Origin of the sequence: Paenibacillus sp. y28 (assembly GCF_037137075.1) — a bacterium.
Taxonomy (GTDB): domain Bacteria; phylum Bacillota; class Bacilli; order Paenibacillales; family NBRC-103111; genus JBBBNV01.
The window spans coordinates 67,335-82,897 of sequence record NZ_JBBBNV010000008.1 but is presented as its reverse complement, the minus strand read 5'-3'; the positions used below and the strand labels follow the sequence as shown (position 1 = coordinate 82,897).

Below are 15,563 nucleotides of genomic sequence, written 5' to 3'. Positions count from 1 at the left end.
AAACTACGTTTCGACGACACTTGCAGCTTACTTGCTGTTCTTCTCGCGGTCCGGCAATGAACGGTGCTTCAGGTTCGATCTGCGAGGGACGGTCCGGGGACAAAATCGGGTATCAAAGGCAAAGGAGCGGATAAATACCGCTCCTTTATTTACTCCTCATACATCATTTTGCGGGTCATGCCTCCGTCAACCACCAGATTAATGCCGGTGACGAAATCATTGTCCGGGTCCGTCAAATAAAAGCACGCCCGTGCGATGTCCTCCGGCTTGCCCACGCGCCCCGCCGGGTGCTGCTCATGATCGACGGGCCGCAGACTGCCGTAATCCCCGGTTTCAATCCAGCCGGGGCTAATGGCATTGACGCGGATGCGATCAGGTCCCAGTGAAAGCGCCAGCGCGTGCGTCAGCGCGACGATTCCTCCTTTGGAGGCGGCATACGCCTCGGAGCTCGGCTCAGACATCGCAGCCCGGGTGGAGGCCAGATTTACAATTGCTCCCCCGCCGTGCATACGCATGATTCGGGCAGCCTCCTTCGCGCACAGAAAGGTTCCCCGCAGATTCGTATGAAGCACGTCGTCCCATTCCTGAACAGTCAGCTCATACAGCGGTTTAAAAATGCCGAATCCGGCATTATTGATTAAAATATCGATCCGGCCGTACGCTTCGGGCAGGCGCTGAAAAAACGCCTCCACCTGATCCGGACGGCTTACGTCCAGCACCTCGGCATGAACCTCCCCGCCTTCAATGACCAGCGCCTTAAGCGCGTCCATTAACAAGGCCGGGTCCTTATCCACAATAATCACCTTTGCCCCGCGCCCGGCATAAGCGGACGCGACAGCCAGGCCGATCCCTTTTCCGCCTCCTGTTATAAGCACCGTTTTACCTGTAAAAGCCATTCTAATCCCTCCTCTTGTACAGCGGGAATCCCGGAAAGCTCCGGCACCGCGCACAGCTCCCGGCGGGCGGTGCGCGGTACGGAGGCTGCACGACGGCAGTCGGTCGGCCACATGAGCAAAGTCTATTGCTTCCCGGTGAACCCTTGGTTTCCATCGTACATGGCATTGCAATGGTTGACAAAATTAGTTGCTATACATATTATTGTCATGTATATATTTAATGACGTACACTCATCTAGACATTTAATAACGTATACGTTTAGGAGGGCTGTCTGTTTTGAGTATTAATGATTCTATTGGTTTTATGATGAGCAATACGTCGCGGAGAATGAGCCAGCTTTTGAATATCCAATTTCAGCCCTATGCGATTACAACCGAGCAATTTTCCCTGTTGAATAAATTAGTTGACGAAGATGGAATAACACAAAGGGAATTGTCCTTCCGCATCGAGAAGGACCCGACCAACGTCACCCGCATGCTCGATCAGTTGGAGCGCAAGGGCTGGATTCGCCGCGAAGCCAACCGCGATGACCGCCGCTCCTTCCTCATCTATGTCACGGACGAAGGCCGTCGGATGAACGAACAGCTCGCGCCGATAGAGGCGGAATTCGTGCTGGCGGTTTTTTCTGTCTTGAGTGAAGAGGAGCGTACACTTTTGAAGCAGGCGTGCGCCAAAGTGAATCAGCAATTGAACACCTTATGACCCCGCCGGGCCGCCGGGCATAGCGACCACCCGACAACCAGAAACTACACCAAAAAGGAAGAAGAGCATGCAGATGCAAAAACAAGCTTTATGGAACCGTGATTTTATCGCTATTTGCTTTAGCAGCTTCTTTATTTACATCACGTTTTATATTTTAGCTGTCACCCTGCCCAATTTCGTCATCGATGACCTCCATGGAACTAAGCAGCAAATTGGGCTGGTCACGACAGTGTTTATTATCGCCGCCGTCATCTTCCGGCCTCTAACCGGGAAATGGCTGGACGAGCTGAACCGCAAGCGTATTATTTTTGTGTCCCTGCTTATTTTTACCTGCTGCAGCGTATCTTATATGCTTACAGGGAGCTTCTACTTCCTGCTGCTGGTACGCTTTGTTCATGGAATCGGCTTCGGTATTGCGGCTACCGCCACGTCCGCGGTCGTCGTGGATCTAATTCCCGCCCATCGTAAAGGGGAAGGCATCGGTTATTTCAGCCTGTTCATGAGCTTGGCGATGGTTATCGGCCCATTCCTCGGTCTGACCGTCGTAGCCCACTCCTCCTTCGCCGCCCTGTTCGCAATCTGCTCGGTATTCTCCCTGCTGGCCGCGTTATGCGGACTGCTCCCATCCATCCCGCCGCGGCAGCAGGGACACCCGGCGGCGGAAGGGGCCTGGAACTGGAAACGGTTCATCGAGCCGAAGGCTATTCCGATTTCACTGGCCGGAAGCGTGCTGGCTTTCTCCTATGGCGCAATTTCGACCTTCGTGGCGGTGTATGCCAAGTCCATTGGTCTGGAATCCGTCGCCAGCTATTTTTTCATGGTGTTTGCGGCCGTAATCTTGATTTCAAGACCGTTTACCGGCAAAATGTTTGACCGTCTGGGCGAGCACGTACTGGTGTATCCCGGCATCCTGCTGTTTGTAGCCGGCATGCTGTGGTTAAGCCAAGCGCAATCGGCTGCCGTGTTCCTCATTACCGGAGGAATAATCGGGCTCGGCTTCGGCGCTTTGCTGCCAAGCTTTCAGGCGCTGGCGGTCAAGTCCGCTCCAAGCCACCGCAGCGGGCTGGCGACAGGGACCTATTTCCTTCTGTTCGATATGGGCTACGGCTTAGGCTCGTACCTCCTGGGCATCCTCGCAGCGCAAACGAGCTACAGCCGCATGTATTTTGTAGGCGGCCTGGTTGTCGCCCTCACCTTCCTCCTGTATTACATCCTCCACCACCGCAAGCAAAAACAGCGTTTGAAGGAAGCCCTGAGCTAAGGCAAAGGCAATTGCCTGTGGCAGCTGCCCGGCCGGGAGCACTTGACGGCATCAGGCGCAGCTGGCTGTGCCGGAGGCACCCTTCAGGATTCCGCCGTGAAATCCCGCATCGGGGCACAAGTACAACAGCTGGCTGGGGAGGCGGAGCAGAACAAGCTGACGCTTGCTTCAGGCTGTACGCGCCCGGATGGACGCCCTGTAAGTGAAACGGACCCATTTCTTTTGGAAGCACACAAAGACCTGTGATTGCCGTTTTAGTAACGGCAGCCCGCAGGCCATCATGTTTCGCTATATCCTTTTACATGTGTACGCCTGCCGGGAAATGGTCATTATCGTCTCCCGACGGATCAAAGCGAGGCTGCTCCTTGAGGGGAAGCGGACGAAGCCTCCGGTAGACTGCTCTCCGCTTCCTCCTCCTGGACCAGATGTGCGGGAATCGGCAGAGAATCCAGATCGTACACGGAATTCAGGACGCCAGCCGAATGCCCGCCCGCGCTTCCGGTGCGCTCCAGAAGCGTCCCTCCGTGGGACTGTGTAATCTCCAGCGCAGAAACAAGATCATTGTTTTCCACCCACAGCTTCAGCAGGCCTCCTCCTTCTCCTGTGCCTTGATGAACATGGTAGCCCAGCTCCTGCAGCGTAGTCTGGGCCATTTGGGCGGATACCTCCTCAGCGAATTCGAACAGAAGCGGACGGCTTTCCATCAAAACCACCTTCTCCTTTTCATCAGAAATGGTATTGCATTGATACACTTACTAGATTATCCTTATTATTGGAACCTATTCTTTGATTTCCAGAACATCCAAATCCGCTTGTCATGAGCTGATTCCGGTGTGCATACATTGAAGGTGATTGCACATCTATCCCCATGAGGGAGGTGAAACGAATGAGCAATTTGCAAATGGAAGATGCTGACGTTCAGAATAACAAAGCGATGGGAATCCTGGCCTACATCCTCTTTTTTATCCCGCTGCTGGCCGCCAGAGATTCCAGGTTCGCTATGTATCACGCCAATCAGGGTCTCGTGCTGTTTCTGGCTGGCGTTATTGTGAACATCCTCGGGTGGGTGATTCCGTTCCTCGGTCCCTTACTCATTTTGCCTTTAGGCAGTCTGGCCGTTCTCGCGCTGGCCATCATCGGCATTATCAATGCCGCCAAGGGTGAAACCAGGCAGCTTCCGTTAATCGGCGGCTTTACGATTTTGAAATAAGATCGCCCTGCAGCCCGCCCGGCAGTCCTTTACATACCTCGCGGGGCTCGGCCTGATCCCCTGGATACGCTGCGGAGCTGCGCAAGCACGATTGGAATGACTTGAAAGCAGGCCCTGTCTTTAACCGACAGGGCCTGTTTTTTTTCGTGAATTCGAAGCAGCATGGCGCCTTGACTTGAGCCCCGCGCTAGTAATCCAAGTTTAGCTCCTGCTAGATTTGGACATACTGAAAACTAGAGTCAGAGAACGGCAGCTGCATCAAAAGGGGGCAACCACGGTGAAAGCAGGACAACCCGGTATAACCACGCATCACGGATACTATACGGCAAGCGGCACGGCAGCTGCATATGGGGATTCAGGCGCAAGACCGGGCCTGCGCTTCTTCGGTCTGGTTCTGCTTGTTCTGCTTGCCCTGATCGGCTTGGCGCTGCAGCACATGCAAGCTCCATCAACCGGCAGCCCGCAGGACGGTCGTCTCTTCACCGCTCAAGCCGGCCTTTGGACGGATGAGAACGCACGCCTCATCTACAGTTACCGTTCATACAGCCTGGATTTGCCTCAGGATGAACGTTTTTTCGAAGCGGCGAAGCTCCTTGCCTCCCGGCTTGGTCTCTCCCCCGTGACAAAGGCCCCCGCCGCCCTTACAGCCACAAGCGAATCTGACGGGCCCTTAGAGCAAGCGCAGCCCGGGTTTACCGCGAAGTCCCCAGAGACTGATCCCCTGCGCACCTCCCTGCATGTGACCCCCCTTCCCGATGGGCGCACCTACATGCTTCTTTCACTGGAAGGCCGCCTGGGCGATGCGTCAGCCGCGCCTTGGCAAGCGCAGCTGCAGCTGCTGGAAACGGAAATGACCGCACTGGAGCCTTCCGGGCAGCCCCCTGTCTGGAACATGATGGTTCAGGGCGAGGCTTTGCCCCGGCTGCAAAATAATCCGGACGCACTATGGTCCGAGCTGTCGAGCGGCTTTGACGCGAAGGTCCTGTCCCGCTATGCCGATTCGCGTACCGTAAGCCAAACATTTGATTCAGCCTCTCTCTCCCGTTCGGCTTCTTTCCCGCTTCAGCACTTCTCTACCGGCGCCCGTCAAAAGGGAACCCTCAACCTGCAGGCCGCCCTGCACCGGGATACGGAAACCGGGCATCTCCGTCTGACGCTCGGCACCCCGCTGATCACCATCGAATATTGATTTGTATCGAGGCCGGCCAGCTTTACCACCCCCATGAAATAGAGTTGAACCCCGTTTACATCCGAAGGATTCCTTTCTCCAAAAATTGAAATGTTAATTTTATCACATTTGTCGAATTATCACGAAATCCTTAGCTTTTATGTGCTATCCTATGGATATCAGGATGAAAAAACCTAGTCAAAAGGAAGCAGGAGGATGGTCATGGAGTTGTATCGCAACGAACACTTCCACCTCTGGGCGGAGGCCGATAATCACGTGATGATTTCGGTCAAGGAGCCCGGGTTTATGATGACCGACTTTAATGAAATCCTCAAACAGATTCCAAGGTTGACCGTGACCCAGTTTCTGAATCTTCGGAATGCCCTTGCCCAGGCCGGCGGTCCGCCGGTGCGCATCGGAACGCTAAAGCCCACAATCGAGGTCAAGGTCGCCAAGGATTGGATGAGCGCTACAGTCAAGCTCAACATGGACCAGGAGGAAATCGACAGTCAGCAGAAGGAGCTGCCAGCCGAGATTATTGAGCAGCTGCGCGCCGCGGGGGTCAGCGAGGGGTATTTGGTTGAGCAAATCTATTACCAGATGAAGCCGTATACGGAAGCGGTTGTGGCACAAGGCATTGAGCCTGTGGAAGGAACGGAAGCATCCGTCCGCTACTATGAGATATCGGAACGGAAGCCGCGTATCGATGAAGACGGCAAGGCGGATTATTTTGACATGAATTTTATCGACGAGGTAAAAGCGGGCGACTGGCTCGGGGAAAAAATACCGCCTGGCTCGGGAATACCCGGACGTAACCTCAAAGGGGAGCTTATCCCCTCCAGGCATGGCAAGGACAAGCGTCTCCAGTATGACCGCAAAACCGTTCAAGAGGTAGAGGAGGATGGGAAAATCGTATTGCGCGCCTTAATCAACGGCGCTGTCGAGTTCCGTCAGCGAAGCATTGGCGTACTCGAAATCCTGACAATTAATGGCGATGTCGGGCCGAAAACAGGCAACGTCGATTACGACGGCTGTATCAAAATTACCGGAACCGTTCTGGACGGATTCAGCGTCACCGCAACCCGGGACATTTCGATTCTGGGGGATACCGGCATCGGCGCCGTAGATCGGATTACTTCCTACAAAGGCGATATCTACGTGCGCGGCAGTGTATTCGGAAAGGAAAAGGCCATCCTGCACGCAGCGCGAAACGTATATGTCAACAACGCCAACGATTGCTCCATTACGGCCGGCGATGATATCCATATCGGCAACTACGCCCTCGGCTCCACCCTTCAGGCCAAGAACATCCTGCTGAATAAGCGCCGCGGCCGGATCGTCGGCGGCAACGTGCAAGCGAAGGTTCGTGTACAGACTGCTTTTATAGGCAATGAAATTGAACGACCCACCCGTGTACTCGTCGAAGGATTTAACCGCAACCAGATTAAGAATGAGCTCGACACCCTCCTCCGAGACTACCAGAAGATGCTATCCGACATTACCATGATGAAGAAGGAATTGGACTTATACAGTGAATTCATTGAAAAGCTGGATGACGATGCCCGACAGGAATATTATTATAATCTCGATCGCCAGGAAACGGCCATGCTAAAGGTGCATGAGCTAGAGGAGCGCCGTCAGGCGCTGCTTGATATTTTGCGGACCAGAGGCGAGGGCGAGGTTTCGGTAATGCAGCGGGCATTTCCCAAAACGATGCTGCAAATCAAAACCATCGAGAAGCATATTGATAAAATGACCTCCGGAACGTTCTATATCAGCAATAATCAATTACATTTGGAATAAATGAGGGATGCGGTATGAGCGCTGATGCCAGGCATACTTTTTACCGCTATGAAGGCTTGCTGCTGGCCATTGAATATTTCTCCCAACGGTTCAGTCTGGATCAGCTTGCGGTAGCGTCGTTCGAGTTTGTGAATGAGCTTTTGACCTTGCGTGCATCTGCGCTCTTCGTCCGGGATGGCGATCAATTCGTACTCAGCCAGAAACGGCTGTACGCCGTGGAGACGATGGGCGATTCGATCGCTGACTCGCCCAGATTGCGCCGCTTGGCAACCTTCCATGGGCAAGTGCTGCAGAGCGGATTTGACCAGTATTTTGACACAGATGTCATGGAACGGTACCGGCTTCGTCTGGTGATCCCGCTCCTGATAGATGATGTGGTTCACGGGTTCATCCTGTCCGACGGCAAAATAATCGGCGACTTTCAAGAGGATGACACCCTGATTGCCGTGACCTTGATGCGCCTCATCAACAATGCGCTGGAGAACAGCAAACGGCTCGCCGTCCTGCAGCAGATTAACACAACGCTGGATCAAAAAATATTTAACCTGTTTGCCATCAATCAGAGCACCAAAGCGCTTCTCTCCGAAATTTCGATGAACAAGCTCCACGAAATTGCCACCGATATTTTCAGCGAAATTTCATCCAGCAAAGTGACCGCCTTCGGCACTTATGATGAGCTATCCGGCAAAATCAAAATGACCGGCTACCGGAATGTCGCCTCCTTCAAGACACGGTATACTGAATTTACTGTAAAACCCGGCGCGACGCTGCCGCGGAAGGTCGTCCTCCATCTGGAGGAGGATTGGAGCGCTATAGAGGAGCTGTTCGTGAATCCGGGCGACCTCGATTTGTTAGGCGCGCGGTATGCGGTCCTTATCATTAGCGACAGATTAACAGGCATGGTCACCTTAAGCGAGCCGGTAAGCGACCGGATTTATGACGAGGCTACCTTTGAGCTAATCGAATCGCTTGCGGCCGCAACCTGTATCGCCATTACTAACGCCAGCCTGTTCGATAAACTGAGCCGGCAAGAAGAGACCGCGCAGAAAAAGCTGCGCATGCTTTCCTCGCTGAACAAGCTTGTCCGCAACATCAAGACCTGTACTACGCCGCAAGACGTATGCCGATTTACCCTCAAGACATTGCAAGCTACGTTCGGCATCCGCAAAGCCTGGATTGGGTTTCTGGAGGACGATGTTTGCCATGTCCGCTACAGCCTGGGATTGCCGGGCACAGGAGAGGATGTCCATCAAGCCCGGGACAGCTCTCGGAGTGCCACCGCATCGGAACGTGCAGTCATCATGGCCGGCAGCAGGCACAGCGCCCCTGGGCCATACCTTGCATCATCGGAGGAACACAGGCCTGAGGGAACCGGATGGGCCGGTACGGCAGTACTGGCGGAGGACAGCATCCCGGAGGAGATTGCTTTTACGCCTCCTCCTGCATGGCAAGCCGCCCTTGACGGAGAAACCATCTATGCTTTTACTGCGGAGAGCGCGGCCTCTTATTTCCCGGCTCAGCTGCGTGAGCTGTGGGGCCCCTTGCATGGCTGCATGATATGCCCGCTGACGCCCGGCACTGTGACAGCCTCGCTGGATGAGCCTGTAGCTGCAGGCTTTCTCGTCGTGCTGGAGACCAAGGACACGATGAAGGAGGAAGATCTGCTTCTATTGGATACGATGGCCCACAACATCGCTCCGGTCCTGCACCAAATGAGCGTGACCGACTCCATTCGGGCCCGTTTTGTGGAAGACCCGCGCAAAGCTTTTACTGAGGCGTTATACAACCGGATAGACGTGCGGGAGCAGTTCGGAATCCCTTTCTTTTTGTACTATACCCGTATCCAAAAGCACCCGTTCCGCCCCTTTACGTTACCGCCATGGTTGGAAAGCTTCGAAACGTTCGTAATCGATGACGTACTGCTGGTGTTTACGGATGAGCCCCAATCAAGTCATATCCCCGGCTCTCCGCCATCCCATATTCCGCCCGAACAATTGATTCAGATCCCCGAAGCCTTCGGCCCGGATGATATTTTGGCCTACGAGTACCCCGGCTAGAAAGCCGTTATTCGAGCGGCAGCAAAAAACGGCCCCGTTATCCCCATAGGGACAGCGTGGCCGCTGCTGTATCCGTCTGTAACCCTGCCTTACGATTTCAAAGCTTCCACGTGCCCTCCGCTCTGCCGCAGCATTTCCACCGCTGCTCTCGCCTGCTCGTCAGGCACATCCGCAGTCAGAACAGCCGTAAAAGCGCCCCAATCCGCGGGGTCGCCTTCCCCGGTTTCCTCGATAGCCTCAAGCCCCAGAAACGCCCCCGCTCCGCGAAAGCCCTCGGCAGTAAAGCCGGTTCCGCTGCTGTCAGATTCGTCAGCGGTCGAAGTCAATGGAAGCAGCAGCGGCACGCCCGGATCGAAGCCGCCTGTCATCGGTCCAACCTCCACTTGGCCTGCTTGGAAGCGGTGAAGCTTCCTGCTTGCACTCTCAGCCGCATCTTCATTCGGGAAATACGCTTGAATTTTGGTTGTCATGTTCAGTCACCTCGGGACAGTTTTACAGCGGGCAGCGCCCCTGCTTTCCTATGGTTTGCCCGATTATCCGGCCTCTTAACCATCAGATCGTGATGAACAGCCCCAGACCGTTTCGACCTTGCCTCAAGACCTTGCCTCAACTATACCCTGAACCGCCCGATGCCTTCCTGCTGATACAGCGACAGCCTGCGCAGAGCAGAGGCCGCGTCAGTAATTTTCAGCATGGTCTGCTGCTGCGCTCTCGATGCTGCGGCCATTTCTTGCGAATGCCCGGCAAACTGCCGGCTGATGCCCGTCATATCCTCTACCGAGGCGGATACGTGAACTGCATTGCCGGCAATCTGCTGCGAGGCTGCGCTGACCTGCTGCAATTGATCCGCAATACGCTCAAGCTCTCTCATAATGAGCTGAAAGGCGGCCCCGGCTTCATTCACAATCGTCAGACCGGTCTCAACCTCCTTCTTTTCCTTATTCATAGATCCCACAAGCAGCTGCGTGTCATCCATCGTCCGTCCGATGAGCTCCGCAATACGACCGGCCGCCTCTTCCGACTGCCCCGCCAGCTTCCGTACCTGCTCCGCCACCACCGTAAAGCCTCGTCCATGCTCCCCGGCACGAGCCGCTTCAATGGAAGCGTTCAAAGCCAGCAAATTCGTCTGTGCGGCCATCTCCTTCATGACATCGACAATCGCGCCAATCTCGCCGGACCTTGCTTCCAGCTGGGCAATCACTTCCGCCATGCTCTTGGTGGACTGGCTAATGGATTCCATTTGATCCATCGCTTGGGTAATCGAGCCGTTGCCTTTCTTGGCCTCCACGGTGGTTTGAGCCACAGCTTCGGTCACGAACGCAGCGGAGGACGCGATTTGGCCTACGCCGCTGCTGACTTCCTCAATCGCATGCGCGGTGCGCTCCGTCCGTTCCATTTGCCGTTCCGAGCCTACGGCGACCTCTTCAGCCGCTCGGGCAATAAAGCCGCTGGCACTCGATGTTTCCTCGGCCTGCACAGTCAAATCATGGGAGGCTTGTTCCAGCTCCGAGGCGCTATGCTGAATCGACCGGATAACGGAACGCAGCTCGCTGGACATCTGGGCAAATACGGCCGATAAAGTCCCGATTTCATCACGGCGCTGGGCATAACCGCCCACATCCTGTGTCAAATCGCCTTCCCCGACACGCGCCACCTGACGGGTCAATATACGCAGCGGAGTTACCAGCCAGCGGGAAACAATGAAGATGATGCCTACACTCACCGCCATCACGATCAGGAAAACCATCATCAGCTTCCACCGGGTTTCGGCCAGCAGCGCATAAATATTCGTCGCGTCGAAATCGGCGCCGATAATTCCAATCATCTCCCCCGACGTGGAACGAATCGGCACATAAGCCGTAACGGTAGCGCCATAGTCCGGATCATAGGTCAATTCCCCGGTCTGCGCTTCCCCGGTCTCAAAGATCTTAACCAGCGCGGAGTAATGATTCTCCTCCACCTTGCCAAGCGGAGAAAATTGATCCGGCTGGGCGTCCATCGGCGCTCCGTCTACAATATATACATACTCATTCTCGATCTTCGCCATCGTATACAAATATTTGAGCCCGTTTGTCTCCTTCTCCTGATTCAGCTGCAAACGAAGCTGCTTGTAATAATCCGTCTCGCCGCCGGCCGGAGACAGTGCCGCATACTTACTGCCTTCGATCAGCTTCAGTGCCCGCTGCGCAATCGACTGGGCCTGCTGCCCTACAGATTCCACAACCAAATCCCGGGATGAATCGTAAATCACATAGCCCAGAACCGTACCTGATAATGCAATAAGCAGTGAAAAAATAAGCAGTATTCGCGTTTGCAAGCTTTTCAACTTCACAAGCTACTCCTCCAACCCCACAAGGAAATATATGTATAAGTGCATATAGGACTATTTTACTCGAGCTTCGGCTCTTTTCCTACAAAAATCTTCATTTTTCACGCCTTTTTCAAGTCTTCCACCCCTTCACTCGGACCTGCTCCGGAAGCTGTGCCCGTAGGCGCTGTCCATACAAAAAAAGCCTGCGCATTTGTCTGCGCAGACTGTATGGTATTCACGATCCTTTTTCTTGCCCGACCAAAATTCCCCCGGCTCGATCACGACCGGGCTCCAGCATGGCTCAGGCTGCTGTCCAAGAGACGCCAGACCGGGCTTATCGTGCCAGTGAAGCATCAGCGAATGGAGTTAACGCTCCGGTGTAAAACAGCTCCAGCTCATGCTGTGCCCGCGTGCAGGCCGTATAGAACAGCTTGCGTTCGCCTTCCCGGGCGTAATTCGCTTCACTTGCGTTATACACCAGCACAGCATCAAATTCAAGCCCCTTGGCCAAATATACCGGCAGCACGACAGCTCCGCGGGCAAAGGTAAGCGAATGCTTCGTTACCCGCTGCAGCGGCAGATCGTCTCCCAGTATAGAGCGAATCCGCTCATAGGCGGCTTTGCTTTCGGCCTCGGTCTTGCAAATAACCGCAATGGACAAATACCCCTTCTCCCGTGCCGCGCGTGCTGCGGCAGCTACCTGCTCTGCAAGAAGTGCCTCGTCCGCGGCCTGAATCAGCCGCGGAGGTATCCCGCTGCGGGTGAACGGCTCTACGGCCTCGCCGTCCGGTAGCACCGCCCTGCTGAACTCCACAATCTCCCGGGTGGAGCGATAGCTTTTGGTTAGCCGAATCATGCCGATTTCCGACTCCCCGAACAGCTGCTTCAGCTCCTCATAGCCTTGTCCCAGCTGATGGGCGTAAATGCCTTGATTCAAATCGCCGAGCAGCGTCATGCGGGCCGTAGGGAACATCTGGCGTAAATACGCCATTTGGAAAGGGGAGTAATCCTGCCCCTCATCAATAATCACCTGCCGGATGCGCAGGTACGTGTGCTTGCCCTGAATAGCCTCCTTAAGCATCAGGAGCGGCGTCGCATCCTCGAAGGGCAGCAGTCCCCTTCCATGCTGCTGAACGCCTTCCTCCTGCTGCAGGAGGGCGCTCTCCTGAACGACCGCTTCATCCAAACGGCGCAGCGTCTCCGCGGCAATGGCCTCCCAGGCATCCGGCAGCTTCGTCCCGGAAGCCTCCGCCAGCGCCGCAGCCAATTTCGCGTCCTCAAAAAGACGCCGGTAGGTCCCACACACGTCGACAAAGCCTATCCGCTTGGCGCTGTCGTAAAGCGGAGCGAAGCGCTTGCTCACGATTTTTTTGCTCAGCTGCTTTAACTGCTCCTCTGCTCCAATGTACTTGGGCTCGCGAAGCAGCTTGCGGTACACCCGCTTTACGCTTTCCTTCTGGAACGCTTTCAGCTCGCCGCCGACCCATTCCCGCAGCTTCTCCATCCTTGCCCCGAGCGGAGCTGTTCCCAGCTGGTTATAGCACTGCTCGTACAAGGCTTCTCTGGAGATGAGCACTCTGCCCCGCAGAATGATATCGCTCAGCATAACCCCTTCCCGCTTCAAATACTCCGCATAGGCGCGAAGCAAACGGACGAAGCTCTCCGAGCCCTTGTAGGCAATCGCCGCCGTACGGATTCGAAGCTGCGCTTCATCCTCTATCGTCAAAAGCGCCTCAAGCTGGTCATAGCTGTCCTCGGTCTGGAAATCGCCGCCTAGCCGGTGCTCCAAATAATCCTGGTAGGTTGTCTGCTGCATGTTGTTTTCTCCAAGCTCCGGCAGCACGTTCGATACATAATCATTGAACATCCGATTCGGAGAAAATAGCACCATGTTTTCTTCATTCATTTTATCTCTGTATTTATACAGCAAATAAGCGACCCGCTGAAGAGCAACCGAGGTTTTGCCGCTGCCGGCCACGCCCTGCACAATGAGAAGCTTATGCTTATCGTCGCGGATAATCCGGTTCTGCTCCCTTTGGATGGTCGTGACAATGCTTCGCATTTTGTCGTCGCGGCTTTCGCCCAGCAGCTGCTGCAGCATTTCATCGCCAATATTGATTCCCGTATCGAACATGAGCTCCAGCTTGCCTTGACGGATCACATACTGGCGCTTCAGCAGCAGCTGGCCGCCGACCACACCGTCCATCGTCTCATACTGTGCCGGTCCCGGCGGATAGTCGTAGAACATGCCTGCAATCGGGGAACGCCAGTCATAGACGAAAATATCTCCCAGCTCTTCGTCCATCAAGGTCATAATTCCGACATACACCGTTTCTTCCGCTCCACCGGCTTCCTTGAAATCAATGCGGCCAAAATACGGCTTCTGCTTCAATCGGCGCAGCTTGGCAATCTGCGCCAGCGCCCGCTGCTGCATCCGCACCTGGTCGTGCAGCACAGACGTTTGCTGAACGATGCTGGCATAGGTCTCCATCAAATCATCATCGTTCTCCACATTCACCGTAATGTCATGCCAAAAAAATTCGCGGATATCCGAAATTTTTTCTTTCTTCTCATCCACCATGCTGCTGTACCGCTTCAGCTCCTTGCTGATGTGCGCCAACGTCCCGGCCAGCTTTTCCCGTTCTGCGATCCGGTCCTGTTCTTCAATGGTCATTCTTCCGCCCTCCTGCTTGCCAAAAGTGGGCTGCGCTTCCCGCGATCCCCAGGTTTACTGACATGCTGTTCCAAACCTTCAATATATCAAGTATTCCACAAACTTTCAACCAATTACTCCCGCTGCATGTAAAAAACGGATACTCGGTCATCCGAACATCCGTCGCTTGCGTTTTGATTTGATGTAAAGTGCAGCTGTGATAAAATCGGTCCCCGCTTCTACTGCCGGTCAGGCAGCCTCTTTTATCCCAGGCCCAGATCGCTTACAGGAAAAGAAGTGCCACCAGCTTAAACAGCAGCGCGGAGAATATCATGGTAATCGGAATCGTAATGAACCAAGCCGACACGATGCGGCCGGCCATTCCCCAGTTGACGGCGGAGAACCGTTTGGCGGCCCCGACACCGAGGATAGAAGACGTGCTGATATGCGTCGTGCTTGCCGGGAATGAAATCAAGGTTGCGGACAAAATAACACTGGCGGACGTCAAATCTGCGGCAAAGCCGTTGATCGGCTCGATCTTGAAAATTTTCGTCCCCATCGTTTTAATAATTTTCCAGCCCCCGACCGAAGTCCCCAGCGCCATAGCTGCCGCTGCAGAGAGCTTTACCCAAAGCGGCACCTCCATCTCCTGCTGGAAATCTCCTGCCACGAGTGCGAAGGTGATAATCCCCATCGCCTTCTGCGCGTCATTGGTTCCGTGAGAGAAGGATTGAAAGGCAGCAGCCACAATTTGCATGGAACGAAAGCCTTTGTTCACCTGCGGGCTGGCTTTGGCGAACAGGAAGCGCAGCAGATGCATCAGCAAATACCCGATCCCGAACGCAATAATAGGCGAAAGAATTAAGCCTTGAACAATTTTGAGGAAGCCCCCGAAATTAACGCCCTGCAGGCCCGCCGCACCGATCACCGCACCGGCCAAGGAACCGACAAGAGCGTGTGAGGATGAAGAAGGAATTCCGAACCACCATGTCGCGAGGTTCCAAATAATTGCCCCGATAAGCGCCGTAATGACGATAATAACGCCGTGCTCCAGCTTGGTCGGGTCAGCGACACTGCCTCCAATCGCTTTGGCTACCCCGGTAAACGTCAGGGCGCCGACGAAGTTTAACGAGGCCGCAAGCCATATGGCGGCACGCGGCGACAGGGCGCGGGTGGACACCGAAGTCGCAATCGCATTTGCCGTATCATGAAACCCGTTAATAAAGTCAAAAGCGAGCGCCAGCACCACAACGAGGATAATTAATATTAATCCATGGTCCATGTTAGAGTGTACAAGACCGTCCGGCTTGGTCCGTACTTTGTTCCCCCTTACCGTTCCTAAGATGATATATGTATGGTGTTCCCATTACCGGAAAAGCATACATGCCCGAGCAAGTTTAATTGTTTGCCTGCACGTCAGATGTCGAAACTTGTCCTTTGTGATTTTATCATATCTGTGACGCGCCATGGAAATATTTTTTTACAAAATCTTAAAAAATAA

At 54.4% G+C, this 15,563-nt stretch carries 12 protein-coding genes; 6 read left to right on the top strand and 6 right to left on the bottom strand.

What is annotated here, in order from left to right:
* Positions 1-149: 149 nt before the first annotated feature.
* Positions 150-896 (bottom strand): SDR family NAD(P)-dependent oxidoreductase, encoded by a 747-nt coding sequence (locus tag WBG83_RS08930; RefSeq protein WP_336744589.1) that lies wholly within the window; start codon positions 894-896, stop codon positions 150-152.
* A gap of 277 nt (positions 897-1,173) precedes the next feature.
* Between WBG83_RS08930 and WBG83_RS08925 the strand changes: the two genes are divergently transcribed.
* Both WBG83_RS08925 and WBG83_RS08920 read left to right on the top strand, forming a co-directional pair.
* A complete protein-coding gene (locus WBG83_RS08925) occupies positions 1,174-1,599 on the top strand; it encodes a MarR family winged helix-turn-helix transcriptional regulator (protein WP_336744587.1) in 426 nt (141 codons plus the stop codon).
* A 19-nt stretch (positions 1,600-1,618) separates the two neighbouring features.
* Positions 1,619-2,860, top strand: coding sequence for an MFS transporter (locus WBG83_RS08920; protein ID WP_336744730.1), 1,242 nt, complete (start codon positions 1,619-1,621; stop codon positions 2,858-2,860).
* Positions 2,861-3,207: 347 nt separating this feature from the next.
* Here WBG83_RS08920 and WBG83_RS08915 read toward each other — a convergent pair whose 3' ends face one another.
* Positions 3,208-3,567 carry a hypothetical protein gene (locus WBG83_RS08915; protein ID WP_336744585.1) on the bottom strand — a complete coding sequence of 120 codons (360 nt, stop codon included), beginning with the start codon at positions 3,565-3,567 and terminating at the stop codon, positions 3,208-3,210.
* A gap of 179 nt (positions 3,568-3,746) precedes the next feature.
* Here WBG83_RS08915 and WBG83_RS08910 point away from each other — a divergent pair, with 179 nt between their 5' ends.
* The 4 genes from WBG83_RS08910 to WBG83_RS08895 all read left to right on the top strand — a co-directional run bounded on the left by WBG83_RS08910 (position 3,747) and on the right by WBG83_RS08895 (position 9,098).
* Positions 3,747-4,070: a hypothetical protein gene (locus WBG83_RS08910; protein ID WP_336744583.1), complete on the top strand. Its 324-nt coding sequence runs from the start codon at positions 3,747-3,749 to the stop codon at positions 4,068-4,070.
* A 277-nt stretch (positions 4,071-4,347) separates the two neighbouring features.
* Positions 4,348-5,259 (top strand): YwmB family TATA-box binding protein, encoded by a 912-nt coding sequence (locus WBG83_RS08905; protein WP_336744582.1) that lies wholly within the window; start codon positions 4,348-4,350, stop codon positions 5,257-5,259.
* A gap of 201 nt (positions 5,260-5,460) precedes the next feature.
* Positions 5,461-7,041 (top strand): DUF342 domain-containing protein, encoded by a 1,581-nt coding sequence (locus WBG83_RS08900; RefSeq protein WP_336744580.1) that lies wholly within the window; start codon positions 5,461-5,463, stop codon positions 7,039-7,041.
* Positions 7,042-7,055: 14 nt separating this feature from the next.
* The gene (locus tag WBG83_RS08895) at positions 7,056-9,098 is read left to right on the top strand and encodes a GAF domain-containing protein (RefSeq protein WP_336744578.1); all 2,043 of its coding nucleotides are present in this window, start codon (positions 7,056-7,058) and stop codon (positions 9,096-9,098) included.
* A gap of 89 nt (positions 9,099-9,187) precedes the next feature.
* Here WBG83_RS08895 and WBG83_RS08890 read toward each other — a convergent pair whose 3' ends face one another.
* The 4 genes from WBG83_RS08890 to WBG83_RS08875 all read right to left on the bottom strand — a co-directional run bounded on the left by WBG83_RS08890 (position 9,188) and on the right by WBG83_RS08875 (position 15,344).
* A complete protein-coding gene (locus tag WBG83_RS08890) occupies positions 9,188-9,568 on the bottom strand; it encodes a hypothetical protein (RefSeq protein WP_336744576.1) in 381 nt (126 codons plus the stop codon).
* Positions 9,569-9,708: 140 nt separating this feature from the next.
* On the bottom strand, positions 9,709-11,430 hold the full coding sequence (locus WBG83_RS08885; RefSeq protein ID WP_336744574.1) for a methyl-accepting chemotaxis protein: 1,722 nt from the start codon (positions 11,428-11,430) through the stop codon (positions 9,709-9,711).
* Positions 11,431-11,743: 313 nt separating this feature from the next.
* Complete coding sequence (helD, locus tag WBG83_RS08880; protein ID WP_336744573.1) at positions 11,744-14,083, bottom strand: RNA polymerase recycling motor HelD; 2,340 nt, start codon at positions 14,081-14,083, stop codon at positions 11,744-11,746.
* Between the two features lie 262 nt (positions 14,084-14,345).
* Positions 14,346-15,344, bottom strand: a complete 999-nt coding sequence (locus tag WBG83_RS08875) for an inorganic phosphate transporter (protein WP_336744571.1) — start codon at positions 15,342-15,344, stop codon at positions 14,346-14,348.
* Positions 15,345-15,563 lie beyond the last annotated feature (219 nt).